Source organism: Arthrobacter sedimenti, assembly GCF_042652025.1.
Taxonomy (GTDB): Bacteria; Actinomycetota; Actinomycetes; order Actinomycetales; family Micrococcaceae; genus Arthrobacter; species Arthrobacter sedimenti.
Genome location: NZ_JBHSDQ010000001.1, coordinates 844894 through 868958, shown reverse-complemented (window position 1 = coordinate 868958; position 24065 = coordinate 844894). Strand labels below are relative to the sequence as shown.

Sequence of the window (24065 nt, the reverse complement as noted above, 5' to 3'; positions counted from 1 at the left end):
GCAGGAGAGTATCCGCCGCGGAGATGGATATGCGCGTCGAAAGTGCAGGGGCTGTAGCTGGGTCAGGAAACGTACGTCGGCGGATGGCACGTTTCGCAGGACGTGAGCGGGCGTTGGGGGAAAGGTTGCCAGACGTGAGCTCGCGTTGGCGGAAAGGTTGCCAGACGTGAGCTCGCGTTGGCGGAAAGGTTGCCAAACGTGAGCGGGCGTTGAAAGGGGCGGCACGCTTGACGAGTTCCGGCGCGCCAACTTATCCTGAACGAACGGTCGGTAAATAATTCCGAGCCGCCCATCAGGTCTTTGCATAGGAGCAACCATGGCAGCGCAGAACTTGCAGTCAGTGCCGGCTGAGCTAACCCCGGAAGAAGATGCGGCAGGGCAGGCCCACTTCGACCGGATCATCGCCGAGGACTCGCGGATCGAGCCCCGCGACTGGATGCCCGCCGCCTACCGCAAGACCCTGCTGCGCCAGGTCAGCCAGCACGCACACTCGGAAATCATCGGCATGCAGCCGGAGGCAAACTGGATCACCCGCGCCCCCAGCCTGAAGCGCAAGGCCATCCTCATGGCCAAGGTCCAGGACGAGGCCGGCCACGGGCTCTACCTCTACAGCGCCGCCGAAACCCTGGGCCAGTCCAGGGACAAGATGATGGACGACCTCATCGCCGGCAAGGCCCGCTACTCCAGCATCTTCAACTACCCGGCCCTCACCTGGGCGGACATGGGCGCCATCGGCTGGCTGGTGGACGGCGCAGCCATCTGCAACCAGGTCCCGCTGTGCCGGGCGAGCTACGGTCCCTACGGCCGCGCCATGGTCCGCATCTGCAAGGAAGAGTCCTTCCACCAGCGCCAGGGCTTCGAGATCCTCCTCGAGCTCTCCAACGGAACCGAAGCGCAGAAGCAGATGGCGCAGGACGCCGTGAACCGCTGGTACGCGCCGGCCCTGATGATGTTCGGCCCGCCGGATGACGATTCCCCCAACTCCAAGCAGTCCATGGCCTGGAACATCAAGCGGTTCAGCAATGACGAGCTCCGCAGCCGGTTCGTCGGAATGATGGTGGAGCAGGTCCGGGTCCTGGGCCTCACCCTCCCCGATGACCAGGTCCGCTTCAACGAGGACACCAAGAAGTGGGAGCACGGCCCCCTGGACTGGCACGAGTTCCAGGAAGTCCTGGCCGGCCGCGGCCCCTGCAACGCCCAGCGCCTTGAGCGCCGGAGGGCAGCGCACGACGACGGCGCCTGGGTCAGGGAAGCAGCCGCGGCTTACGCAGCAAAACAGTCAGCAAAGATGCAGAAGGAACACGCAGCATGAGCCCGCACGGCAACCCCGAAACCCCGGCCAGCTCGGCCACCGAGATCAACCGCGAGGCCCCCAAGGCAAGCCCGGTGGTTGAGCCCACCGAAGCCAAGGCCCCTACCGTTCAGGCAGCTCCGGCAGTCAATCACCACGACCGCTCCACCTGGGGCCTCTGGGAGGTCTTCGTCCGCTCCAGCCGCGGCCTGAGCCACGTCCACGCCGGCAGCCTGCACGCCCCGGACGCCGCCATGGCCCTCCGCAACGCCCGCGACCTCTACACCCGCCGCAACGAGGGCGTCTCCATCTGGGTTGTCCCGGCAGACGCCATCGCCGCCAGCGACCCCGACTCCAAGGGCTCCTTCTTCGAGTCCCCGCAGGGCAAGGACTACCGGCACGCCACGTACTACACCAAGAGCGAGGGAGTGAAGCACCTGTGAGCCCCCAAGCACCCGAAGCAACAGAGACCACTGGCCACGGCGACATCTCCACGGGTGTGGCCGGCGGCGACTCCAACGCCTCTGCCACCCGGATCACGCCCGGCAACGCCCTCCGCCCGGAGGACATCGCCCTCGAGGTCAAGACCGGCCTCGCCAAGCCCACCGAGGATGTCGCGGAGTACGCACTGAGGCTCGGCGACGACGCCCTCATCCTCGCCCAGCGCCTGGGCCACTGGATCTCCCGCGCACCGGAGCTGGAGGAGGACATCGCCCTGGGCAACATCGCCCTGGACCAGCTGGGCCACGCCCGCAGCTTCCTCACCTACGCCGGCGCCGGGATGCCCAGTGAGGACGGCACGGCCAAGACCGAGGATGACCTGGCCTACTTCCGCCGCGAACACGAGTTCCGCAGCGTCCAGCTGTTCGAGCAGCCCAACGGCGACTTCGCGGCCACCATCGCCCGCCAGTTCGTGGTGAGTTACTACCAGTACGAGCTGTACCGCCGCCTCACCGAATCCACGGACGCCACCCTGGCCGCCATCGCCGCCAAGGCCGTGAAGGAAGTGGACTACCACCGGGACCACAGCGCGCAGTGGATCCTGCGCCTGGCCGGCGGCACGGACGAATCGCGCACCAGGATGATCCACGGCCTCCGCACCATGTGGCCGTACGTCAACGAACTGTTCCAGGACGACGACCTGACCGAAAGGCTCGCCCAGTCAGGTGCCGCCGTCGCGCCTTCCAGCCTGCGGGAAGACTTTGACCGCCTCATCGCCGAGGCCCTCACCGAAGCTGAACTGGAGGTCCCGGACGTGCCCGCAGCCCCGGGCGGCGGACGGTACGGCCGGCACTCAGAATACCTGGGCTACATCCTCGCGGAGATGCAGGTGCTGGCCCGCGAGCATCCCGGGGCAAGCTGGTGACCGTCGTGGACATCTACGTCAGCGACTTTGAGGCAAAGCGTACGACGCCGGCACACCAGTCGGGCGGCCAGCGCGCCTGGGACATCGCGGCCACCGTGGTGGACCCGGAGATTCCCGTCCTCACCATCGCGGACCTGGGGATCCTGCGGGACGTGCAGGTGACGGAGACCGGACAAGTGAAGGTGACCATCACCCCCACGTACTCGGGCTGCCCGGCCATGGACGCCATCCGCGACGACCTCTACAAGGCCTTCGAAAAAGAAGGCTATAGGGACGTGCAGGTGGACCTGGTCCTGGCCCCGGCGTGGACCACGGACTGGATGACCGAGGCCGGCAAGGCCAAGCTGCAGGAGTACGGCATCGCCCCGCCCAGCGGCAACTCCCGGGCCGGCGGCCACTCCGGCCCCATCCGGCTGAGCCTGGCCGTCAAGTGCCCGCAGTGCAACAGCCTCAACACCAGGGAACTCACCCGCTTTGGTTCCACGTCCTGCAAGGCGCTGTACGTCTGCCAGGACTGCAAGGAACCGTTCGACTACTTCAAAGTCCTGTAAGGAACCACCATGACTGTTGTCCGCCAGACCGCCGCCGAAGAGGCTGAGGCGACCGGCCGCCGTCGTCCGTCCTTCCACACCCTTGAGGTGAAGGAGGTGCGCCGGCTTACCGACGATGCCATCGAGGTCAGCTTCCACGTGCCGGCAGAGCTCGCCGGCAAGTTCGACTACCTGCCCGGCCAGTACGTGGCCCTGCGCACCACGCTGCCGGACGAGACCGGCGAGCCGAAGGAAATCCGCCGCAGCTACTCCATCTGCGCCGAGCCGCGCAGCTTCGCGGACGGCACCAGCGAGATCCGCGTGGCCATCAAGAAGGACCTGGGCGGCCTGTTCTCCACGTGGGCCAACGCCGAGCTGAAGGCGGGGGACACCCTTGACGTGATGAGCCCCATGGGCGCGTTCGTGTCCAAGCACGGCCGGGACGGGCAGGCCGTGGAGCAGAACGTCATGAATTCGATGAACCACCCTGAAGAGCTCGCGGGGGAGCCGGGGAACTTCGTGGCCATCGCGGCGGGGTCCGGCATTACCCCGGTGATCGCCATCGCCCGGACGCTGCTGGCCGCCAACCCGGACACCCGGTTTGACCTGATCTACGCCAACAAGGCCGCCATGGACGTGATGTTCCTGGAGGAGCTGGCGGACCTGAAGGACAAGTACCCGCAGCGGCTGGCCATCCACCACGTGCTGAGCCGCGAGCAGCGGATCGCGCCGCTGCTGTCCGGCCGGATCGACGCCGAGAAGCTGCAGCAGCTGCTGGGCACCGCCCTGCACGCGGACGACGTGGACGAGTGGTTCCTGTGCGGGCCGTTCGAGCTGGTGCAGCTGTGCCGGGACACCCTGGCCGAGCGCGGGGTGAAGCCGGAGCACGTCCGGTTCGAGCTGTTCACCTCCGGCAAGCCGGACCGTCCGGAGGGGCAGGCCGGCCGTCCCGTGATCGTGGACGAGTCCAAGGAGACGTACAAGATCACGTTCAAGCTGGACGGCCTGCAGGGCGAGGTGGCCAGCCCCACGCACGCCCGCGAGTCGATCCTGAACGCGGCGCTGCGGGTGCGCCCGGACGTGCCGTTCGCGTGCGCCGGGGGAGTGTGCGGCACGTGCCGGGCCAAGGTGGTGACCGGCAGCGTGGCCATGGACGAGAACTATGCGCTGGAGCAGGATGAGCTGGACAAGGGCTACGTCCTGACCTGCCAGAGCCACCCCACCAGCAAGGAAGTCACGGTCGACTTCGACGTCTAAGTCTTTTCTTCAATAAGGAGCCTGAATGATTTCCCTTTCCATCAGCAACGGCATCGCCGAGGTCGTGCTGGACGCGCCGCACAAGCTGAACTCGCTGGATGAGCAGGCGCTGCGGGATTTGGCACAGGCGTACGACGACGCTGCTGCCGCCGCCTCACGCGGTGAGGTGCGGGCGCTGCTGCTGCGGGGAGAGGGCCGGGCCTTCTGCGCCGGCCGCGACATCGCCGGGGTCACCCCGGAGAACGATGACGCCGCCGCGTACCTGGGCGGGCTGGTGGAGCCGCTGCTGAAGAAGATGGCCGCTTTCCCGGCGCCGACGTTTGCTGCGGCCCAAGGCGCGTGCCTGGGTGTGGGGCTGGGGCTGCTGCTGGCCACGGACGTGGTGTACGTGGCGGAGAACGCGAAGTTCGGTTCACCGTTCGCCAAGCTGGGGGCCACGCTGGATTCGGGCGGGCACTGGTACTTCACCGAGCGGCTGGGCATGCACCGGACGCTGGACCTGATCTACACGGCGGACCTGATCTCGGGCGCCGAGGCCGTGGCGCAGGGGATGTTCAGCCGTGCCATGCCTGCTGATTCTTTGCTGGAGTCGACTCGAGAGATTGTCTCGCGGGTTGCTGCCGGTGCCACCGGTGCGTTTGTAGCGTCGAAGGAGCTGGTGGCGCAAATCCGCGACCAGCGTTTGGGCCTGTGGCAGGCCATGCAGGCGGAGAACGAGGAGCAGGCACGCCTCTGCAAGACCGAGGACTACGCTGAGGGGTTCCGGGCATTCCAGGAGAAGCGCGAGCCGAAATTTAAGGGAATTCCGCTGGTGTAATTCGCCTTTATGAAGCCTTGCAGAATTCTTGATTCAACCTTGCAAGGCCGTTTCAGAAATCTTTATTTGCGTTCGTAAGAGTAGGCGAAGCCGGGCGCACCGGCCGATGCGCGCTGCCGGTCTCAAATAGGCAGCCGCATCCGGAACCTACTCTGGGGGCACAATTGTCTGAGGTTTTGAACGAGGAAGTCGGTAAGGAAGAAAAGGGCGGCATAAGCCGGCGCCGGGTCGCCGCGGGTGTCGCGTGGTCAGTACCTGTCATTTTGACCACGGAGGCAGCCCCGCCTGCCTCGGCTTCGCCGGGCAAGTATGAGGCTTTGCTTGACTACGCAAACCTCCAAGCAGCGAACTTCGTGCAATTCGATAAGCCCACCAACTCTGGCCAATACCGCTCAGGCCTTGGTCCCACGGGCTTCCATCTGAAGAACTCAAGCGGCGTGGCTTCAGGCGCCATTAAGGGCTCCATTTCCATCTCCTCCGCGAACACGGCCGACCCTTCTGTTGGGATCTATTCATTTTCCGGAGGAACCCTCACGGCGACGTCTACGGCGCCAGGAAAATACACGGCAAACTTCGAACTCCAGGCAGGAGTTGCGAATGGGGCAACTGCACAGTTTTCCCTCGGCTTTTACTACACGGGTAGCAGCAAAACTGCCGGTGCCGGCAAGAAGTTCAATCTAACTGTTTCCTTTTCGTCGCCGACCGGACTCTTGGATCTGGCCACAGAACTGACCCTGAACTAGGACTGCGCCATGGTCTGGAAACGTGGCGGCCTTGTCGCAGAAGTGTGCACCAAACCCCGGGCGCGCGTCGCACTGTTGCACCTCGACGCAACCCAGCCTGTGGTCCTTGAGGGTACTGCTGCCGTGATCTGGGACCTGATCGATGGACAGCGCAGCGAGCAGGACATCTTCGCTGAGCTTGAGTCCACCTTCGAGGATCAGTCAGGACAAATGCAGGCCCAGGTGGAAGGCTTCCTGGCAGGCCTCGAAGCGCAGCGCCTGATCGAGTCTGCCCGCGGCGTCTCCCACTAACGGCATGACGGTAGCGGAAAGCGCAGGGCTGGCCTGGAAGCAGCGCCTACTCGAGGAGTTGGCAAGGGGCAGCGATCTACTGTGCCTCGATGTCTTAGGGCAGCAGTTTGTGGTCCGTTGGGGTAGTGCGGTCACGCGGCAGCAGAGGATTAGCATGAGCTCGGCGTGGGCTCGCTGCGCCAGCAGCCTCGAGCCTCTGCTGCCGCCTGTACCCGTGGAAGCGCAGGCTGGCAAGCCGTTCACGGCCTCGGTCGCCTGCACGTCCACGAGAAACGGCGACGGCACATTCCAGCTCGCGGCTGCCTCCTTCGAGGAACTGGCTGAGAACCTCACATCCCGGCTCACGATTGCCGCCATTATGGCCAACGCCGGTGAGCTGACCATGCTCCACGCCTGCGGGGTCGCGCATCCAACTACCGGAGCGGTGGTTGCGCTGGTGGCCAAATCGGGAACGGGAAAAACCACCGCAGCCTCCGTGCTTGCCAGGACCTATGGCTATGTCACGGACGAGACGGTGGCCATCGCCTGGGACGGTTCTGTGGTTCCATATCCCAAGCCGCTGTCCGTGAAGCAGGGGGCCGGTGGCCCGAAGCGTCAGGCATCCCCAGACGAATTTGGACTGCAGCCGGCACCGGCGCTGCCCTACATCCAGTCGATCGTGCTCCTGAATCGGGTGCAAGGTGACTGGCCTGTAGCCCCGGTCCTCGAGAGGGTACCGCTGGCAGATGCCGTGCTGGCGCTGGTCCCGGAGTCTTCCTCGCAGGCAGAAGTCGTGGATCCGCTGCAGTCTCTCTGCCGCCTCATCGAAAGTGTCGGGGGAGCGTGGCAGGTGACGTATTCCGAATCCGCAGACCTCCCGTCCGCGCTGGGATCTCTGTTCCGTCTGCAGCCGGCTGCCCAGACACAGTGGGCGCCGGCAGCAGCAACAACCGTCCAACAGGCACGGATCCCGGCCGGCTGCATCCGACGCACCACTCCACAGGATGCGGTTTCGATCGCCGGCGACCTTCTGGTCATGCTGGACAACCAGGTAGTGCGCCTCAGTGGCATAGGACCCGCAGTTTGGGACGCCTGCGCCAATCCCGCCAGGTTGGACGGAATAGCGACATACGTCGGCAGCGTGCATGGCAAACCCAAGGGTTATCGGGAGGCCGTCGCCGGAGCCGTAGGGCAGCTCGTCGCCAAGTCAGTTCTGGAATGCGGCCCAGAGTAGCGCCCGCAAAGAAAACTTCATCAATACATACCTCGGCTGCAGGGACGGCCTAGACAGGCCCGCAGAGAACGTGAGTAAAGGATCAGTCATGAGTGCAATAATCCCGCCCACTACGGAGGCGCCCTCCAGCCTGGACCTAGCCGACTACCTGGCCGTGGTGCGGGCCTATTGGAAGGCCATCGTCGCTTTCACCCTTTTGGCAACGCTGGCGGCTGCCGGATGGACCATCTTGCAGCCCAAGATTTACTCCTCTGACTCCAGTGGCATTGTGGTGACGCCCGGCTCGGACAACGTCAGCCTGTCCCTCGCGGGCGACAGCCTTGCGAAGGCTAAAGTGAAGAACTATGAGTCTGTGGCAAAGTCCAGACTAGTGGCAGACCGCGTCATAGCGTCCTTGGGGCTGCAAACCAGTGCGGATGCTCTACTCGGAAGCATCAGCGTAAAGGTTCCGACTGATACCGCAGAGATCCGAGTGACGGCCCTGTCGGCCGACCCAGCCACGGCCCAACGCGTGGCTGATGCTTGGGTCAACGGGCTTGCAGCGCAGGTGGAAGCGATCGAGACTGCTCCAGCTGTCGGCACCGCTAGCGCCGCAACACCAAGCGAAACATCTTCTTCAAATCCCACTGCAACTGCTGTTCGAGTGCTTCCGCTGGGCAAGGCCGTTCTTCCTACTAGCCCTACCTCACCCAACGTCAAGCTCAATCTGGCATCGGGTGTCCTCGTGGGACTCGCATTAGGAATCGCTTACGCACTGATCCGCAGGCACCTCGACCGGCGCATCCGGAAGGCCAGTGAGATTGAGCGACACTTCGGAGTCCCGGCGATCGGCACCCTTCCACTCGATCATCGTCTGGATGGGAGGAGCACGGTTCTGGATGCGGGAACCGCAGCGGAAGTTCATGACGCTGGCGGAGCGATGGCCGAGGCTCTGCGCGAGCTGCGTACGAACCTGAGTTTCCTGGATGTGGATCAACCACCGCGGATCATGGTGGTCACAAGCTCGATACAGGCAGAAGGCAAATCGACCGTCACCGCGAATTTGGCCGTAACCATGGCCGCCGCTGGTGAGAACGTTATTGTCGTCGACGGGGACCTCCGCAGGCCCACGCTGGTGGACGTTTTCAACCTTGTTCCAGGGGCGGGAGTCACAGACGTCCTCACCGGCAACGCCGAGCTCGGAGACGTTCTCCAGCCCTGGGGCGCGCTGCCCAACCTCTCGGTCCTTGGATCAGGTCGCATACCACCAAATCCCAGCGAGCTGCTGGGTTCGCGGGCCATGAAGAACATGCTGGAGACTTTGGCTAAGGACGCCATTGTCCTGATCGACGCACCACCACTCCTCCCTGTGACGGACGCTGCCGTGCTCTCAAGGGCTGCGGACGGTGCCATTGTGGTCATCCGAACGGGCAGAACCACGCAAGACCAGTTGACACAGTCTCTGGGCAACCTGGAGAAGGTCAAAGGTCGAATCCTGGGGGCGGTCCTCAACTACGTGCCCACCCGCGGGACAGACGCCTATTCGTACTACGGCACATACGCCTCCGACACCACGCCTGCGGCCGAGCAGAAATTTCTCAACGCTGATAATCTCCGAAATCTAGAGACAGCCCTTGAAGCCGCACCTTTCGGGCGCCGGGCTAGAGTCTAGACGCCCTGTGCCAGACATGGACGATAAAGCGCAGTTGGAGATGGCCGAAGGGGTTCTCCTAGGCCACGCCATGGTTCACAGGCTTGCCGAGGGCCTTGGTATTCGCGCCTTCTTCATAAAAGGGCCCGGCAGTGTCCTTCAGGGCCTGCGCGAGCCAAGGATCTCCGCAGACGTAGATGTCTTCGTTCCTCCCTCCGGTCTTGGGCCCTTGCTGCAAGCTCTTCAGGACCGGGGCTGGCGGGAACGCCCCGTAGACCCCGACACCAGGACGTTTCCTAGGCACTCAGTAACCGTTGACCATGCCATGTGGCCCTGCTGCATTGATATCCATTTCCGGTTTCCGGGCATGGAGAAGCCGGCCCTCGATTGTTTCGAGGCAATGTGGGTGAACACGAACAGTCTTGACCTGGCGGGACAGAAGGTGCGAGTCCCATCAAAAGCGCTCGGAATCCTGATCCTCGCGTTGCACTCCCTTCGGTCTCCGGAATCGCCCTCCTGTCGGCAGGAGCTTGAGTTTCTAAGCGGACTCATACGCCAGCGGTCGGCCGCTACTTCCCTCCTTGACGTCGCCGAGGAGACGGGCTCACTCGCCGCTCTACGCCCATTTTTGGCGGACACCCTGCCGAAGGGAACAATTCAGGAATGGCCTGAGCCCTCCAAGGAGTGGCGCAACCGCGTTGCTGCAAGGGAACCCGGTAGTGCCCGTCTTCTGGCTATTCTTCAGGCACCCCTAGGGGAGAAGCCGCTGCTGGTGTGGAGAGCCGTCTTCCCACGGAGGGAAGTTCTCCTAAGCAAGGACATCTATGCTGACATGACTTTTTTGGGACGAGTTGCGCAGCATCGGGCCAGATGGGCGCGGTTTCTGCAGGCGCTCCCGCGCGTCGTCAGCGACATCCGCCGGCGCTGATACGGTCCTGCGACGGGGCTGAGGAGCCCGAGAATTTCTTTTACGATTGCCGTTTCGCCGGTCAAATTTGTTAAGGTTCAGCTATGACTAAGGGGAAAGCTATTACCAAAGCCGTCATTCCTGCTGCCGGATTGGGAACACGCTTCCTGCCCGCCACCAAGGCAATGCCGAAGGAAATGCTGCCGGTGGTCGACCGCCCGGCCATCCAGTATGTCGTAGAGGAAGCGATCGACGCGGGCCTTTCGGACCTGCTGATGATTACCGGCCGCAACAAGCGCGCGCTGGAGGACCACTTCGACCGCGAGCCTGGACTGGAAGCCGCCCTTGAAGCCAAGGGGGACAAAGACAAGCTGGGTCTGGTGGAGTATGCCTCCAACTTGGGACCCATCCACTATGTCCGTCAGGGCGAGGCCAAGGGACTGGGCCACGCGGTGCTCTGTGCCCAGCAGCACGTGGGCGACGAGCCCTTCGCGGTGCTACTGGGTGATGACCTCATCGACGAGGCAGAGGATCTGCTGGGCACCATGATGAAAGTGCAGCAGAAGACTGGCGGTTCCGTGATCGCACTAATCGAGGTTGATCCGTCACAGATCAGCGCATATGGCTGTGCTGATGTCACAGCTGTGGACGGCGAGGACTACGTGCGGGTCAACAGTCTGGTGGAGAAGCCCGCTGCCGCTGATGCACCGTCCAACCTCGCGGTTATCGGCCGCTACGTGCTGCACCACAACGTGTTCAGCGTCCTGGAGAACACCGAGCCGGGCCGCGGCAACGAGATCCAGTTGACCGACGCCCTGCAGACGCTTGCCGCCGGCGAAGGCGAAGGCTCCGGCGTGTACGGTGTTGTCTTCAAGGGCCGCCGCTACGACACCGGTGACAAGCTGAGCTACCTCAAGGCCGTCATCACCCTCGCGTCCGAGCGCGTGGAGTTCGGTGAGGACCTAAAGACCTGGATGAAGAGCTTTGTAGGCTAACTCAGCCGACGACACTTCAGGCCCACCACTTAGTGGTGGGCCTGAAGTTCGTTAAGGAGGTCGTAAGAGCTTAGCGGGTTAGGAGTTTCATCTGCTCGGTGGAGGTCACCGTACCTACTTCAGCCAAAAGCTCAAGCAGATATTTGCCGTAACCGCTCTTCGCAAGCGGCTCAGCGCGCTCCCGCAGTTCGTCGTCAGTAAGGAAGCCCAGGCGCCAGGCTATCTCCTCGGGGCAGCCTATGGAGAGCCCTTGCCGGTGCTGCACAGTTCGCACGAATTCGGATGCGTCGTTGAGGTCATTAAAGGTCCCCGTATCCAACCACGCCGTGCCGCGGGGAAGGATCTCGACATGCAGCTGTCCTCGCTCTAGGTAGACGCGGTTGACGTCTGTAATTTCCAGCTCGCCTCGCGCCGATGGCTTTAGGTTGCGCGCTATGTCAACAACATGCTTGTCATAAAAATACAGGCCGGGCACCGCATAGTGGCTCTTAGGATTGGCAGGTTTCTCCTCGAGGGAAATGGCTGTTCCATCTTCGTTGAACTCCACTACACCGTAGGCGGAGGGGTCTGCCACGCGGTATCCGAAAACAGCTCCGCCGGTGATGTTCTCGAAGCGCCGGAGCTTGGTCCCCATGCCCTGGCCATAGAAAATGTTGTCGCCAAGGACAAGGGCCACTGGGCCGTTGCCAATATGCTCGGCACCGAGGACAAAGGCCTGGGCGAGGCCGTCTGGCGAAGGCTGCTGGGTGTAGCTGATGTTCACTCCGAAGCGGCTGCCGTCGCCCAAAAGCCGCTGAAACTGATCAGCGTCGTGTGGAGTGGTGATAATCAGGATGTCCCGGATGCCGGCCAGCATCAGGGTAGACAGCGGGTAGTAAATCATGGGTTTGTCGTACACCGGGACCAGCTGCTTGCTGATGCCCAGGGTGATTGGATGAAGACGTGAACCGGTTCCCCCGGCGAGGATAATTCCGCGCATTCTTGTATCTTCCTCGACAACGGGAAATGGAACCAAATTGGTCATTTCAGGGAAAGGTGGAGCGACCGTGCCGTTTACTGCGGGCAATCGACTTGCCCCTAAGCAAACTTGCGATAGCGGCACCCAACATTGCTCCCGTTGTATTCGTGGCCATGTCTGACAGTGCTGCAAAGCGATCGTGAAGAAACAGAAGCTGCCCCAGCTCGATGCAACCGGAAACAAGCAGACCAAAGGCGCCAATTTGCAGCCAGTGTTTCGATGGAAACGCGAGTGCTGCTGCAAAACCCACTGGGACAAACATGACCACGTTGGCGGACGATTCGACCGTTCCGTAGTCGAACCAGTTGGGAATGCCATGATGGTGAAGGAAAGTCAGGACCCACGAGATTTGTCTTGACACTGGCTTGTCCACGGGCGACGGCCAAAACGCAATCAAGGCCAGAGGTATGGCCATGGCCGCAAGAACTAGCTGCCAAAGCCGGTAATTGTCAAAGAGCCTCAAACGGGCCTCAGGACGTCCGTAGAAGCGCGAACGCGGCAGTCCCCAATGCCGCGACGGCCAGGAGCATAAGAATCGCGACACGCACGACGTGGGGCTGGGGGAGAGGGATGGAAAATTCGTACACCCGTGGTTCTTTCCGCCAATGTCTCCCCATAGATCATATAGATACCACATAAAGCGAAAAGGTGGATGCTCCTCCGTTTCCGGAGAAGCACCCACCTTGGTTGTGCTAGTAAGCGGTAAGCCTATGCGGCAGTCTCTGCCTTTGCGCGGCGGCGAACCACGACTACAGAGGTCGCGCCCGCAGCCAGTGCGCCTGCGCCGACCAGGGTCCAGAGGACCAGTCCGGAGTCTGCACCGGTGTTGGCCAGGCCCCCGGTGTTGGCCAGGGGAGCGCCACCCGTGGTGCCCGCAACGTTGCCGCCGGTGTTGGCAAGCGAAGCTGCGACGGTGACGGTGACAGGGCCAACCACGACGCCGGACGTGTCGCCCTTTGCGGTCAAGCTGTAGGTACCCGCTTCGTTGATGGCAACGGGCAGCGAGAATGCGCCCTGAGCATCAGCAGTGGTCTTCAGGGTCTGGGCCTCGGAAACCACGGCGATACGGGCTGGAACTGCGCGGGTACCAAGGGCCGCGCCGTTCGAAGCCGGAGCCTGGCCGGGCGTAACGGTGATGGTCAGCGACTCGCCGGCGAGGAAGCCCTGGCCGCGGAAGACAAAGGTCTCGCCCGGGCCAACGGTGCCGTCAGAAACGGCTGCCTGCGGCGGGAGTGCCGGGTACGTTGCGGCCATAGCGGGCGCGGAACCGATAAGTGCAATGGAGCCTGCAAGCGCGAGTGCAGCGAAAGTCTTCTTCATGTGTCCCCCCGGAGACGTTTGTGTTTTGATACCCGATTTGGGGAAATGTCCCCTCCGCACGAGACCATGTGCAGAACTACGGATAGTGTTATCCCAAGAAAGAAGGTATCACCTGAAGCGCGTTGCTACCAACTTCAATCGAGACGGTTTACAAAGTATTAACGCAGCGGACACTTATCAAGTCACCGGTCGCCGCAGGTGGCGTTTTCGTTCGGCAAAATAACATCCTTCACAGGCTGGACGGTTGGTGTGACAACAAGGTTAGGTTCCGTGTGTTGAACAATTTTTCCGAAGGTCAAGTCAACGGATCTGCTTTCTCCGGGGGTGAGTTGTTGGCTGACAACGCCTACGGGCCTGCTTGCATGTATATAGGGAGCGAAAGGCGTCCGCTGTCCATCGACTTTCGCTGACTCTACGGTTGCCTGCACCGGGCCGTACACCACGATATTGGTTTGCACGGTCCCTGGAGGTACTCCGAAGGCGCCTCCGCCGGTCACATACGCTGGCAATGATGTTGCTGCGTCACGCGGTGCTGTGTTGGTACTAGTCACACGGACGGTAGTTTGCTCATAGCCATCGGCGGGACATTCCTTAATCAGTTGGACTGTCCGTTTGACGTAGTAATCCATCTTCGCACCAGTACCGTCGTTGAAATACACGCCGAATTGGGCTGGGGAAACGCTTGGCCCGGAGACGGAACCGCTGATGCTGTATTTGCTCAGCACCGACTGTTGGTCGGCAGTTGCGGACCACAGTAGGATTCGTCCTTCCTCGGCTCCCCTGGTGATACCAGCAACTAGAGCTTTGCCTTCTCCTTTTCCTTTCGAAAGGGCGGAAAAGATTTCCTTCGCTACCCCTGAGAAGTACGCGTCCTGCAGTTTTGGCTGCTGGATTTTGGCGTAAACGTCGGAAAGTAACGTCTGCACAACGTTGCTGCCGGTTAGCTCATTGGGGAGGCCTGCAGATTTGACTACAGCCAGCTCCGGGCCGTTAATGGCGACGGGTCCTGTGGCCTGAAGTATGTAACTGAGGGCCACGGGATCGATTGATATGACTCCGTCCACGCGCTGACCCGTCTTCTTCTCCCACATCGCTTGGGCGGTACCAGCAGCCGTCGGGAAATCAGGTGTTAGGTTCACGTCCTGCATGTATTTGCCGAGCCGTGTGGAATAAATCTGCTGCTGTTGGAGGTCCACAGGAAAGCTGGGGGTAAAGGTGCCAACATCGCTTGCACTGCTCTGAGCGCCGAGGCTGAGCCGGCCGTCTTCGAGGGTCAAAACTGCCAGGGCTCCGGGGATGCCGCCAGACGCCCGCGCTTCAGCGTTGTTCTGAATCACGAGTAGGTAGTTCTTGGGACCCTCGGCGCCGAGCATTGCAGGCGCAATGCTCGCCGCGTCTGCTGCGGAACTAAGTGCTGAGCTGGCTTGTTTCAACTCATCTATGGCCTGGTTGAGCGGGCCCGCTACCTGCGGCAACAGGAGTGTGGTGTCTATTCTTTCAAGTCTGTCCGAGGAAGCACGGACAGCGTACGCAGAGGAGGCCACGCTGGGCGCCGCAATCTTCAGCGGTTCAATGTCCGCCCCTGACGGGCTAGGGACAAGAGCATCCCAGTTTAGGGATTCGTATACTTTCACCAGCGGGATGAGTCCGAGACTAGCCACGTCGTCCGCTGATCTTGATACCTCCGACACAGCACTCATGTTGGGGCCAATCCAAGGCACCACGGACGCCAGCGTCCATACGGGATCTTCCGTAGCCTGTCGGGCTGAAGAGGTGTATTCCCTGAGCTGCATAACCGTACTCGACGCCGACTGCGCGTCTGAGGCCACGATCTCTTGCTTCAGCTGAGGGACGAGGCCAGCCGCAGAGTCAAGTGCGCTCTTGATGGTGTTTGCCTTCACGCCTACCCACACAACGGCCGCGATCATGACAACCACAAAAAATACGATTGGAAACGCAATTTTCAGAAGCGACCGCGCATTTCTTTGTTTTCGCTTCGGGTATCGCACTTCCCGGGAATCAGTCGAACCGACTTGTTGTGGAGATGAATTACCCATCGTCAGGGGCGGCCGAGTCCGCGATATGTCCAGCCGGCGGCGCGCCACTTACTGGCGTCCAAGACATTTCTGCCATCTAAGATTCGAGGAGACGCAACCAGCCGCGCTACTTGGTACGGCTCCAAGTCTCGGTACTCCGACCATTCGGTCAGCAGGAGGAGGACATCGGCTCGCCTAACCGCCACGTCGGTCGCTTTCTCATAATGCAGCTCGGGGAACCGGCGTGAAGCGTTGTCGAGTGCCTCCGGGTCAGTCACCGTCACCACAGCACCTTGCAACTGCAGTTGAGCAGCGACGCTCAGAGCTGGCGAGTCTCTTACATCGTCACTGTTCGGTTTGAAGGCGGCGCCCAGGACTGTCACCCTCTTGCCTAGCAGCGAGCCGTCGAGTAGTTCCCGGGTTAGCTCGACAACGCGGCTACGTCGACGCATGTTGATCGCGTCGACTTCCCGAAGAAAAGTCAGGGCCTGATCAGCACCTAGTTCGCCCGCTCGTGCCATAAAGGCGCGAATGTCTTTCGGCAGGCAACCACCTCCAAAACCAATCCCGGCATTAAGGAATTTCCGCCCGATTCTGTCGTCCATGCCGATGGCGTCTGCCAACAAAGTCACGTCGGCACCTGCAGCATCACATAATTCAGCCATGGCGTTGATGAACGAAATCTTGGTGGCTAGAAACGAATTGGCAGCAGTTTTCACCAATTCGGCTGTGGGCAAGTCCGTTACAAGCCGGGGTGTTCCTGCTCCCAGAGGGACGGCGTAGACCTCATCGAGGACTTCCACGCCATAATGCTCCTCGGATCCTGTGTTGACGCCGTACACGAATCTATCTGGCTGAAGAGTGTCGGAAACGGCGTGTCCTTCACGAAGGAACTCCGGATTCCACATCAGATGGGCCTCGGGTTGTACCTCTTCGAGGAGCTGGGACAGGCGCGCTGCTGTTCCTACTGGAACAGTCGATTTACCTACGACGACATCTCCTGCAGAAAGGAACTCCATAGCGCTGGATAGGGCCGAGTCAACATAGGTGAGGTCTGCGCCGTTTTCCCCCTTCTTTTGCGGTGTTCCAACGCATATGAAGTGAACTACGCACCCTTGGATGGCAGACATGTCTGAGGTGAAAGACAGCCTGCCTGTTGCCTGGACTTCAGTCAGGAGTTCCTCCAAGCCGGGCTCAAAGAACGGAGCACGAGCAGCGGATAGCTCCGAAATCTTCCGATGGTCCAAGTCAATTCCAACTACTTCATGCCCGAGCTTTGCCATGCAAGCAGCATGGACTGCTCCCAAGTAGCCACAGCCGATGACCGAAATGCGCATTTACTGCCCTTCCCCGATGCCAAAAATGGCGAATTTGAGCGCGATCGTTCCTACCGAACGACTTAGACCGCGCCCGTGCTCTTAAAAACTGCCTTGAACGTCTTGAAGAGAATTATGATGTCACCCATCAGCGACCAGTTCTCTACGTAGTACAGATCTAGACGGATGCTTTCTTCCCACGTGAGATTCGATCGTCCACTCACTTGCCACAAACCGCTCATGCCGGGACTTACGTACAACCGACGATGAGCTGCATCATCATAAAGCGCTACTTCTCCTTCACGCTGAGGACGGGGACCGACAAGGCTCATACTGCCGCCCAACACGTTTAGCAGTTGAGGAAGCTCATCAAGCGAGTACTTTCGTAGAACCCGACCAAGAGGGGTGATACGCGGATCGTTCTCAATTTTGAATAGAGGAGTATCACTTGATCCTTGGGCAGCCAAAAGTGCCTGGAGCTCCGCGTCTGCGTTCACCTTCATCGACCGGAACTTCAGCATGGAGAAAGTTGTTCCGCGCAAGCCGATTCGCTCCTGTCTATAAAAGACGGGTCCTGGATCCGTCACACGAACCAGTAGAGCGAGAATCAGGAACACCGGAGAAAGCAAAGCAACGAGTAGACCCGCAACGGCAACGTCAAAAGCTCGCTTCGCCACCTTCTTACCGCCTGTTAGCTTTGGGGTAGAAACGTGGATGAGCGGCAACCCAGCAACTGGTTGTGTGTGTATGCGCGGTCCAGCGACATCCGTCAAGGCTGGAGCGAGAATCATCCCGATATCCCGTGCAGCTAGTTCCCACCCCAGCCGCCGAAGATCCTGCGGATGCAGGTTAACTCCAGCCGAGATGGCTACGGCGTCAACATTAGCTCTCAGGATGGTATCCAGTATCGAGTTGAAGTCTTTGCTCACTCCCGCAATCGGCACTCCGAGGCGTTCCAGGGAAGAGACAGGTTGGGTGGCTCCCGGCAAGTGAGCCGCAACGGGCACATATCCGGCGTTGGGGGCGCTACGCAAAGAAGTTACCAAATGCGCTGCGGAATACGGTCCACCGATGATCAGGACGCGGGAACTGCTCTTTCCGTGCCGCCTCTCGATACTCAAGTGCTGCCGGACCAGCCATCTTCCAGCCAACAGGCCCAGGACTCCAGCCGGGAATGCAAGACCGACGAACCCACGGGCGGTGTCTATACGCAGCGCGTACGACACGATAGCAACAAGACCGAATAGCCAAAGCGTGCTCGACAGGACGCGTTTGTATTCCTCAGAGCCTGAGCCAAGCACCCGAGGCTCCCGTGAGCCCCAAAAGTCCAGCATCAGCCACCAAGCAACGACCAAAATTACGGACAGGGTTGTGTAGTCCACATCGCGGGCGCCGGCCACGCCATCATCCGTGAGCCCGAACCGGACAGCGTAGGCCCCAGTCACGGCCCAAACGATGATGCCAGCATCGATGAATTTGAGACGACTGGCATACTTACGACGCCAGGACGCCTTTATAACCTTGGGCTGTCCCAACTTTCCCCCACCTTTTATTGTCGTGCTTTGAGGATCATACTGTGTCCGGGCCCTTTGCTTTGAAACCGGGAAGGCTGCTTGCAATCAGTACAGGCATTGGTGCTGACGGCCCGAAGGGAGTTGCTTCCCGTCAATGGGTTTGACGGGGACGTAGTTCTTCCACAGAGTCAATGACGAGTTGGGCACTTCTCGATAGCCGGGTCCGAATTGGGCTGGCGTGCGCCTCGTCCTGCAGTCTCGCCAGAAGACCAGGTTGTGCGAATACACGATGTAGTGCAGCGCCCATGTCATTTGGTGACGGCGCGGTAAGAATTCCGCCGCCGTATTCAAGTATTTCTGACGTACCACCCAATCCGTAGGCGATGACCGGTCGACCCGTCAGAACTGCTTCGGCGGTAACTTTGCCGAACCCTTCATTGCGGGAGCACACAACGGCGACGTCTGCTCCTTGGTACACGGACAGCATGTCGGATGTAGAGCCCCTCAGCTTCACAAAATCCCTAACCTTGAGATGGTCAATGAGAGATTCCAGCTGGTGAATGTCTTGGGCCCTACCATCCCCGTAGATATCAAGTTCTACATCAGTGCCGAGGCTACGGGCGATGCTAATAGCCCGCACCGCGTCCGCTTGTCCTTTCTCCGGGCTGAGGGTGCCACAAATGACCGCCCGAAACGGTGGAAGATCCTGAATTGGCGGTCTCTTGCTATTGGTGCCAAAAAACCGCCTGTCGACCTGCGGGTATACGATTTGACATGGATACGAATATTGGGCGGCAACGTACTGAGATATGCAAATCACAGAAGACGAGTAAGTATGGATAAGTCGCTTAACGATCGATTTAGGCAAAGCCGATTTTAACATCGGGTTGGTCAACAGGCTCTCCCGCACGATCTGGAGGACTGGAACCTTTGCAAGCCGGGCGGCGATGAGAGGGACTGGCGACACACTGCTATTGACCACTACGGCGGCATAGTTACCGGAACGCAGATGGGCCAGATAACGGGGAACGTCACTGATGGCCTGCATTAAACGAACGGCCCCAACAACAACATTGAACCGTCTTCCAATCCAGAGTCGATTCGGGAGGATCAGAACGTTAAAAGACTCCGAAACTTCCCTTAGTCTATCCGCAAGGGGGCCTGGTTCGGGTAGAACAACAGTACCGGTATGCCCCCGTTCCGTTGCTTCCCTAACGAGGTGAAGTAGGCTCTGCTCTGCTCCAGCGAGCGCTGCGCTGTGTGAGGCAAATAGTATCTTCACCTACCCCGACCTTTCGCATTCAAGTTGAACAGGGGGCCTGTTACTCCTCTGATTCCATGCGCAATTCCTCGGAGGATTGCCTTGGCATTGCGAGGATGCTGGGTCATCGAAAGCACAGCGTTTTTATATAGTCCGAGGCACGAAAAGACGACGAAGGGCCCGTAGTGCTTCTGCAGGAAAAGCATTTCGTTCCGGTACGAGTAGTACGAAGCAGAAGGCGAAGAGCCCGAGAGGGACCCACCTCGGCGATGGATAAGCGGTGTTCCACAGTGATACCGGACCCGATGACCGGCCGAGCTTACGCGATAGCAAAAGTCAAACTCTTCCTTGTAATGGAAGAATTGCTCATCGATGTAGCCAAGGGAATGTGCGACATCCAGTTCCACCATGATGCCCGCGCCGGAAACAATATCCACGTCGTGGCCACGACCGCAGGAAGTCGGGCACTGAAACGGAACTACCTTTTTTCCGCGTAGGGTTGCGGCGGACAGATAAGGCGTGTGATCTTCGGTTACTTGTGCCGTGCCCACGACGGCGCAGCCCTCAGCAGCCCGAAGCATGCCCTCGATCACATCTACCGATGGCGTTGTATCCGGGTTTAGCAGAAGCACGTGGCTGAAGCCCTCTCCCCGCGCCCAGCGCATGCCAAAATTCATACCGCCGGCGTACCCCAGGTTCTGCCCGGTTTCCAGCACGTGCAAACGGCGGGAACCGTCTCGAAGCGAAGTTACCGCGGATGAATCGTCAGAGCCGTTGTCGACAATGCAGACATCCCATGGGGAGCCGGACAGCAACTTGGCAGCCCGGATAGCGTCGTCGTGGGAGTTCCAGTTAAGGATCAAGATACACAGGTTTCTATTTTCCAACACTTCGGTCCTTGTCCTTGAGTTGGCGGAAAAGTCCGCTCGTGATTCCTGAGACTATGCCTTTCGCTCCAGCAGCATTGCCCTTACAATAAACCTTCAAAGCGTATACATAACGGCTTAATAGAAGCAGCGGAATCCGCAAAGGAAAAAACTTTCGGAAAAAAATAACTCGACTCTTGGTGGCTTCGGTAAAGGCAATCAAAGACTTCGTTTCAAGATTGGTTGTGCTCCCGGTAGTCAGGCCTTGATTATGATGGACAGAAACACATTGAAGGCTACCGATCTTCAGGCCCTGATGCAGTGACCTAAGTGTCAGGTCGGCCTCCTCCATGAAGAGAAAGTAGTCCTCATCGAAACCGCCCAATGATTCCCATGCCTCACGAGTAAAAACTATGGAGTGGCCAGAAGGGTAGGACATATTAAATTTACCAACAGCAGCCACTTCGCAATCGCGCTTGGTAGATTTGCCTGTCAAAGTATTTATAAAGCCAAACCCATGTGATGTTTTACCATCCTCGACAGTGCACGTGGACCACAGACTCGCGGTACTGCTGGCTATTTCTTCAAGGAAAAGGGAAGCGGAGCCGCTTACGACGGTATCTGGATTGAGTACCCAGAGGAGCTTCACACCTCGATCTATCAAGCAGCGCATGCCCATATTATTGCCGGCACCATACCCAAGGTTGCTCGCGGCCGGAAGAACCTCTACCCGAAAGGTCGCCGTTGTGGCCGCCTTAGCAGATTTCTTCAAGAGATCGGGTTCGCAGTTATTGTTGTCATTGCTGTTATCAACAATAACAACGAGCACTTTGTTAGCGCCAGCAAACAAGCGAAGAGAATCGAGAAGTCGACTTACACTTTCACTCGAAAAATAGTTGACGATGGAGATTCCTAAGAGCGGGGCTTCCGAGTCGGACTCCGAAGTCCAGGCCAGGTTGGCGAGTTGCCTGCTCATACCTTCATCCAATTTTGCAAGTTTCTGCTAAATGACTCCTCGGAAAAAATTTGAGCCCTTGACTTTGCTTTGTTCATATCCTTACCGCTTGCTGCATGTATAGCTTCCGCAATTTCCCTGCCGTGGAACCTCGCCACCGCGGCTCCACCTTCGAGGGCGCTGACGCTCTCAACGGCGCCGCCTACAGCGTTCACCACTACCGGGGTCCCCAGCGCCATCGACTCAACTGGCAGGATTCCGAAGTCCTCCACTGGAGGGAAGACGAACACCTGCGCTTGCTGTATGAGCGCATATAGGAGCGCATCGGAGGGCGAAATGACAAAATGCACTGGCACGGAGGCTTCCTGCGCCATCTTTCGAAGGAAGTCTTCAGCAGGACCTGCGCCTGCCAGGACAACCGGCAAGTTCGCCGATTCGCCGGCGGTAATCACGCTTTCCAACTGTTTGTACTCAACAAAACGTGAGGCGCCCAGAATGTACTCTTCAGGAAGGGCGGACAGAATGGTTGACTCCGAATCGCTCAGGACTGTACTCCAGTCATGATGTGATTGCAGTCTTGTAACAGCGACGGGCGGGTAGATGACGATCGCGTCCTGTTGCCATGTGTCTTGAATACGTTGCCTGATGAAATTGCTGTTTGCGGCGAAGACCGTGCCTTCTGAAGCGCGCTTTCGGTCCAACTTCTGAAACAAGGGTGAGATAAGACGCGTAGCCGCCGACTCACCTCGCTTATCCAGCTCTGGTACCCATATGTATCTGGCCGGCGTGTGGACATAGGCAAAAATCTTTGCATGACCACGGTTTTTGGCTTTTCCCACGTGATGCGCAAACAAGTGAGAACTAACAAGAGTCCAGTCGTATGACTCGAGCGACACACTGCGCCAGACGGCGGGCATGAAGGGCAATGCTGTCGCCTTGCTTTTCCGGAGCGGTGTCTTAGCAAGAAGTGATTCTCTTACGGGTCGCCCTGAAAATCGTTGCGGTGCATCATTCCACAAACAGTAGATGTCTGATGCTGGAAATGTTTCAGACATCGCTTGTAGTACGTTTTCGGATCCACCGGAACGGGCAATCCATTCATGGACAATCAAACCGCCCAATGTGATACCTGCTTTCATAGATTTGGACTTACCAGCACATTCCGCTCAACGCGGTGGCGCGCTATGTTTCCGTAGTGCCCTGAGTTGGATAAGCAAGACGATGACCTCCGCCAATACTTCTCCTATGAGCGCTCCTGGTACACCAAACGTACGAGCTCCCACGAGGATGCTCGGGACTCCAACAAGCGCACCGACAGCTGCACTGATTAGAATTGTCCTGACCTGTCCCACGGCAACTAGGGCGATAGAGCCTGAGGCGCGAGACGTGCAAACGACGAAGATCAAAACCCCCGATATCGCTGCGTATTCCATCGGAATTTGAATCGAAGCCGCAAAAACGATGGTGGACATGACTGGGGCAACGAGAGTGAAACCTGCCCCCGCAAGAAGGCCCAGCACAGCGTTGTATGTCACTGTCTTGGCTGCGCGTCGGTACTTTCTACGCAACCCTTTGGATTGGCCCACCCACTTCTGCATGACGTTCGGGGCCGCGGCCAGTACTTGGAGGTAAATCCTCTGGAGGCGTTCTATGGCGGAGAATATCGGCACGGCGGGAGGTGCGACCAAGCTGACCAAGGTAATAGGAAGCGACATGTATACAGCACTTAAGGCACGCCCTCCCAGAGCCGTGCCTTGAGCGGCTACGGTTTTGACAAGCCGTCCCATATTCAACCCGTGTAGTTGCCGAGTGCTAACGCGTTCTATGTAAATCACTACGACCGTGCTTATGACTATCGGCAGTATGACTCCCACAGCCGGGTAGACCAACAGAGCGCCGCCGGCGAAAATCAGAAAAGCCGAGGCGGCCACACAAAGAAGCCTCGGGACTGCGTCACAAAAAAGAAGTTTGATGGACGAACCGGTGCCGATGAAGTACCACGTGCTGTTCAGGCCGTAGGCCGTTGCTCCTACTGCAACTGCGGCCGCTTCCATTCGGAAGCTAGGGGAAAGGAAGAAGCTGGAGCAGGCTGCAATTACCACCAACGGTACTAGGACCAAAAGCTTGGTGCCTAGCGATATTGCGAGTGTTTGTTGTCGTGCTTTCCTGCTCTGCCTGGCTACTCTTTGTGGTCCGGTGAGTCCCCACCCAAGTTCCACGATGACGGCGAGAGACGCTCCCACCGATTGCCCGATGGCTACGGCCGACCAACCGGCTGCCCCATACCGGGAAGTTATTGCCGGGATGGCAAGCAAGGGACTCGCGATGCTCAACATTGGGACGATCACAAAGCCGAGGATCTGAAGCAGTCGAGTTCGCTGCACTACTCCCTTTCAACTACAACCTGGCGGCTAGTACTTCTATGGCTTTTTTCGCCTGTGTCTTGCAATCCGTCATGCTGCCCAACCACGCCCGGTTCAACGTCTAGGAGATCCTCAGGCTACCCACTGCAGCGCTTGCACATTCAGAAGTAGCGGGGAAGGCGAGGAACTCAGGAATAACAGGGTAATTATCCCCACACGCATGTTAGGCGGCAAAACGAACCTGTGTAGTTCTAGTCACAGGGTATCGCCTGCGGAGCAGACCGTCGTATAGCTGCGCAGTGGAGCGGGGTCGATAGCGCGGGAGGAAGGGTTCGCTGGCGAGGGGCGGAGCCGGGGGCGGATATCCTTAGAAGGG

23 protein-coding genes are annotated in these 24065 nt (G+C 59.5%); 12 read left to right on the top strand and 11 right to left on the bottom strand.

Annotated elements, in window-relative coordinates; all coding sequences use genetic code 11:
• Positions 1 to 316 precede the first annotated feature (316 nt).
• The 12 genes from paaA (at position 317) to galU (ending at position 11040) form a co-directional block, all read left to right on the top strand.
• On the top strand, positions 317 to 1312 hold the full coding sequence (gene paaA, locus ACFO0G_RS04045; protein ID WP_376976523.1) for a 1,2-phenylacetyl-CoA epoxidase subunit PaaA: 996 nt from the start codon (positions 317 to 319) through the stop codon (positions 1310 to 1312).
• Positions 1309 to 1734, top strand: coding sequence for a 1,2-phenylacetyl-CoA epoxidase subunit PaaB (gene paaB, locus ACFO0G_RS04040; protein ID WP_286398637.1), 426 nt, complete (start codon positions 1309 to 1311; stop codon positions 1732 to 1734). The genes paaA and paaB overlap by 4 nt, the downstream gene beginning before the upstream one ends.
• Entirely contained in the window at positions 1731 to 2657 is a 927-nt protein-coding gene (gene paaC / locus ACFO0G_RS04035) for a 1,2-phenylacetyl-CoA epoxidase subunit PaaC (RefSeq protein ID WP_376976522.1), read from the top strand. Before paaB ends, paaC begins: the two co-directional genes overlap by 4 nt.
• Positions 2658 to 2668: 11 nt before the next feature.
• On the top strand, positions 2669 to 3208 hold the full coding sequence (gene paaD, locus ACFO0G_RS04030) for a 1,2-phenylacetyl-CoA epoxidase subunit PaaD (RefSeq protein WP_376976663.1): 540 nt from the start codon (positions 2669 to 2671) through the stop codon (positions 3206 to 3208).
• A gap of 9 nt (positions 3209 to 3217) precedes the next feature.
• On the top strand, positions 3218 to 4444 hold the full coding sequence (paaE, locus tag ACFO0G_RS04025; RefSeq protein ID WP_376976521.1) for a 1,2-phenylacetyl-CoA epoxidase subunit PaaE: 1227 nt from the start codon (positions 3218 to 3220) through the stop codon (positions 4442 to 4444).
• Positions 4445 to 4469: 25 nt separating this feature from the next.
• Positions 4470 to 5261, top strand: a complete 792-nt coding sequence (locus ACFO0G_RS04020) for an enoyl-CoA hydratase/isomerase family protein (RefSeq protein WP_376976520.1) — start codon at positions 4470 to 4472, stop codon at positions 5259 to 5261.
• A gap of 176 nt (positions 5262 to 5437) precedes the next feature.
• Positions 5438 to 6004 (top strand): jacalin family lectin, encoded by a 567-nt coding sequence (locus ACFO0G_RS04015; RefSeq protein ID WP_376976519.1) that lies wholly within the window; start codon positions 5438 to 5440, stop codon positions 6002 to 6004.
• A gap of 9 nt (positions 6005 to 6013) precedes the next feature.
• On the top strand, positions 6014 to 6295 hold the full coding sequence (locus ACFO0G_RS04010) for a PqqD family protein (RefSeq protein ID WP_376976518.1): 282 nt from the start codon (positions 6014 to 6016) through the stop codon (positions 6293 to 6295).
• Between the two features lie 214 nt (positions 6296 to 6509).
• Positions 6510 to 7508, top strand: a complete 999-nt coding sequence (locus ACFO0G_RS04005; RefSeq protein ID WP_376976517.1) for a hypothetical protein — start codon at positions 6510 to 6512, stop codon at positions 7506 to 7508.
• Positions 7509 to 7596: 88 nt separating this feature from the next.
• Positions 7597 to 9159 carry a tyrosine-protein kinase domain-containing protein gene (locus tag ACFO0G_RS04000; protein ID WP_376976516.1) on the top strand — a complete coding sequence of 521 codons (1563 nt, stop codon included), beginning with the start codon at positions 7597 to 7599 and terminating at the stop codon, positions 9157 to 9159.
• 16 nt (positions 9160 to 9175) lie between these two features.
• Entirely contained in the window at positions 9176 to 10066 is an 891-nt protein-coding gene (locus tag ACFO0G_RS03995; RefSeq protein WP_376976515.1) for a nucleotidyltransferase family protein, read from the top strand.
• An 83-nt stretch (positions 10067 to 10149) separates the two neighbouring features.
• Positions 10150 to 11040 carry a UTP--glucose-1-phosphate uridylyltransferase GalU gene (gene galU / locus ACFO0G_RS03990; RefSeq protein WP_376976514.1) on the top strand — a complete coding sequence of 297 codons (891 nt, stop codon included), beginning with the start codon at positions 10150 to 10152 and terminating at the stop codon, positions 11038 to 11040.
• 70 nt (positions 11041 to 11110) lie between these two features.
• On the opposite strand, the gene rfbA is transcribed toward galU, so the two are convergent.
• From rfbA to ACFO0G_RS03935, 11 genes are all read right to left on the bottom strand, one after another.
• Positions 11111 to 12019: a glucose-1-phosphate thymidylyltransferase RfbA gene (gene rfbA / locus ACFO0G_RS03985; protein ID WP_376976513.1), complete on the bottom strand. Its 909-nt coding sequence runs from the start codon at positions 12017 to 12019 to the stop codon at positions 11111 to 11113.
• A gap of 46 nt (positions 12020 to 12065) precedes the next feature.
• Positions 12066 to 12473, bottom strand: coding sequence for a VanZ family protein (locus ACFO0G_RS03980; protein WP_376976512.1), 408 nt, complete (start codon positions 12471 to 12473; stop codon positions 12066 to 12068).
• A 293-nt stretch (positions 12474 to 12766) separates the two neighbouring features.
• Positions 12767 to 13378 (bottom strand): LPXTG cell wall anchor domain-containing protein, encoded by a 612-nt coding sequence (locus ACFO0G_RS03975; RefSeq protein ID WP_376976511.1) that lies wholly within the window; start codon positions 13376 to 13378, stop codon positions 12767 to 12769.
• Positions 13379 to 13560: 182 nt separating this feature from the next.
• Positions 13561 to 15306: a DUF4012 domain-containing protein gene (locus tag ACFO0G_RS03970; protein ID WP_376976662.1), complete on the bottom strand. Its 1746-nt coding sequence runs from the start codon at positions 15304 to 15306 to the stop codon at positions 13561 to 13563.
• Positions 15307 to 15437: 131 nt separating this feature from the next.
• Positions 15438 to 16751, bottom strand: a complete 1314-nt coding sequence (locus ACFO0G_RS03965; protein ID WP_376976510.1) for a UDP-glucose dehydrogenase family protein — start codon at positions 16749 to 16751, stop codon at positions 15438 to 15440.
• 62 nt (positions 16752 to 16813) lie between these two features.
• On the bottom strand, positions 16814 to 18265 hold the full coding sequence (locus tag ACFO0G_RS03960) for a sugar transferase (RefSeq protein WP_376976509.1): 1452 nt from the start codon (positions 18263 to 18265) through the stop codon (positions 16814 to 16816).
• 130 nt (positions 18266 to 18395) lie between these two features.
• Positions 18396 to 19526, bottom strand: coding sequence for a glycosyltransferase family 4 protein (locus ACFO0G_RS03955; protein WP_376976508.1), 1131 nt, complete (start codon positions 19524 to 19526; stop codon positions 18396 to 18398).
• The gene (locus ACFO0G_RS03950; protein ID WP_376976507.1) at positions 19523 to 20392 is read right to left on the bottom strand and encodes a glycosyltransferase family 2 protein; all 870 of its coding nucleotides are present in this window, start codon (positions 20390 to 20392) and stop codon (positions 19523 to 19525) included. Before ACFO0G_RS03950 ends, ACFO0G_RS03955 begins: the two co-directional genes overlap by 4 nt.
• Positions 20382 to 21347 carry a glycosyltransferase family protein gene (locus tag ACFO0G_RS03945; RefSeq protein ID WP_376976506.1) on the bottom strand — a complete coding sequence of 322 codons (966 nt, stop codon included), beginning with the start codon at positions 21345 to 21347 and terminating at the stop codon, positions 20382 to 20384. The genes ACFO0G_RS03950 and ACFO0G_RS03945 overlap by 11 nt, the downstream gene beginning before the upstream one ends.
• Positions 21344 to 22465: a glycosyltransferase gene (locus ACFO0G_RS03940; protein WP_376976505.1), complete on the bottom strand. Its 1122-nt coding sequence runs from the start codon at positions 22463 to 22465 to the stop codon at positions 21344 to 21346. Before ACFO0G_RS03940 ends, ACFO0G_RS03945 begins: the two co-directional genes overlap by 4 nt.
• 27 nt (positions 22466 to 22492) lie before the next feature.
• Positions 22493 to 23380, bottom strand: a complete 888-nt coding sequence (locus tag ACFO0G_RS03935; RefSeq protein ID WP_376976504.1) for an MATE family efflux transporter — start codon at positions 23378 to 23380, stop codon at positions 22493 to 22495.
• Positions 23381 to 24065 lie beyond the last annotated feature (685 nt).

What these genes read in the sequence shown, in the direction of transcription:
- ACFO0G_RS03975 (WP_376976511.1), bottom strand. Translation starts at nt 13,378, where the DNA reads ATGAAGAAGACTTTCGCTGCACTCGCGCTTGCAGGCTCCATTGCACTT.
- ACFO0G_RS03970 (WP_376976662.1), bottom strand. Translation starts at nt 15,306, where the DNA reads ATGATCGCGGCCGTTGTGTGGGTAGGCGTGAAGGCAAACACCATCAAG.
- galU (WP_376976514.1), top strand. Translation starts at nt 10,150, where the DNA reads ATGACTAAGGGGAAAGCTATTACCAAAGCCGTCATTCCTGCTGCCGGA.
- ACFO0G_RS04000 (WP_376976516.1), top strand. Translation starts at nt 7,597, where the DNA reads ATGAGTGCAATAATCCCGCCCACTACGGAGGCGCCCTCCAGCCTGGAC.
- paaE (WP_376976521.1), top strand. Translation starts at nt 3,218, where the DNA reads ATGACTGTTGTCCGCCAGACCGCCGCCGAAGAGGCTGAGGCGACCGGC.
- ACFO0G_RS03940 (WP_376976505.1), bottom strand. Translation starts at nt 22,465, where the DNA reads ATGAAAGCAGGTATCACATTGGGCGGTTTGATTGTCCATGAATGGATT.
- ACFO0G_RS03965 (WP_376976510.1), bottom strand. Translation starts at nt 16,751, where the DNA reads ATGCGCATTTCGGTCATCGGCTGTGGCTACTTGGGAGCAGTCCATGCT.
- ACFO0G_RS03945 (WP_376976506.1), bottom strand. Translation starts at nt 21,347, where the DNA reads ATGAGCAGGCAACTCGCCAACCTGGCCTGGACTTCGGAGTCCGACTCG.
- paaB (WP_286398637.1), top strand. Translation starts at nt 1,309, where the DNA reads ATGAGCCCGCACGGCAACCCCGAAACCCCGGCCAGCTCGGCCACCGAG.
- ACFO0G_RS03995 (WP_376976515.1), top strand. Translation starts at nt 9,176, where the DNA reads ATGGACGATAAAGCGCAGTTGGAGATGGCCGAAGGGGTTCTCCTAGGC.
- ACFO0G_RS04020 (WP_376976520.1), top strand. Translation starts at nt 4,470, where the DNA reads ATGATTTCCCTTTCCATCAGCAACGGCATCGCCGAGGTCGTGCTGGAC.
- rfbA (WP_376976513.1), bottom strand. Translation starts at nt 12,019, where the DNA reads ATGCGCGGAATTATCCTCGCCGGGGGAACCGGTTCACGTCTTCATCCA.
- ACFO0G_RS03980 (WP_376976512.1), bottom strand. Translation starts at nt 12,473, where the DNA reads ATGGCCATACCTCTGGCCTTGATTGCGTTTTGGCCGTCGCCCGTGGAC.
- ACFO0G_RS03935 (WP_376976504.1), bottom strand. Translation starts at nt 23,380, where the DNA reads ATGGAAGCGGCCGCAGTTGCAGTAGGAGCAACGGCCTACGGCCTGAAC.
- ACFO0G_RS04010 (WP_376976518.1), top strand. Translation starts at nt 6,014, where the DNA reads ATGGTCTGGAAACGTGGCGGCCTTGTCGCAGAAGTGTGCACCAAACCC.
- paaA (WP_376976523.1), top strand. Translation starts at nt 317, where the DNA reads ATGGCAGCGCAGAACTTGCAGTCAGTGCCGGCTGAGCTAACCCCGGAA.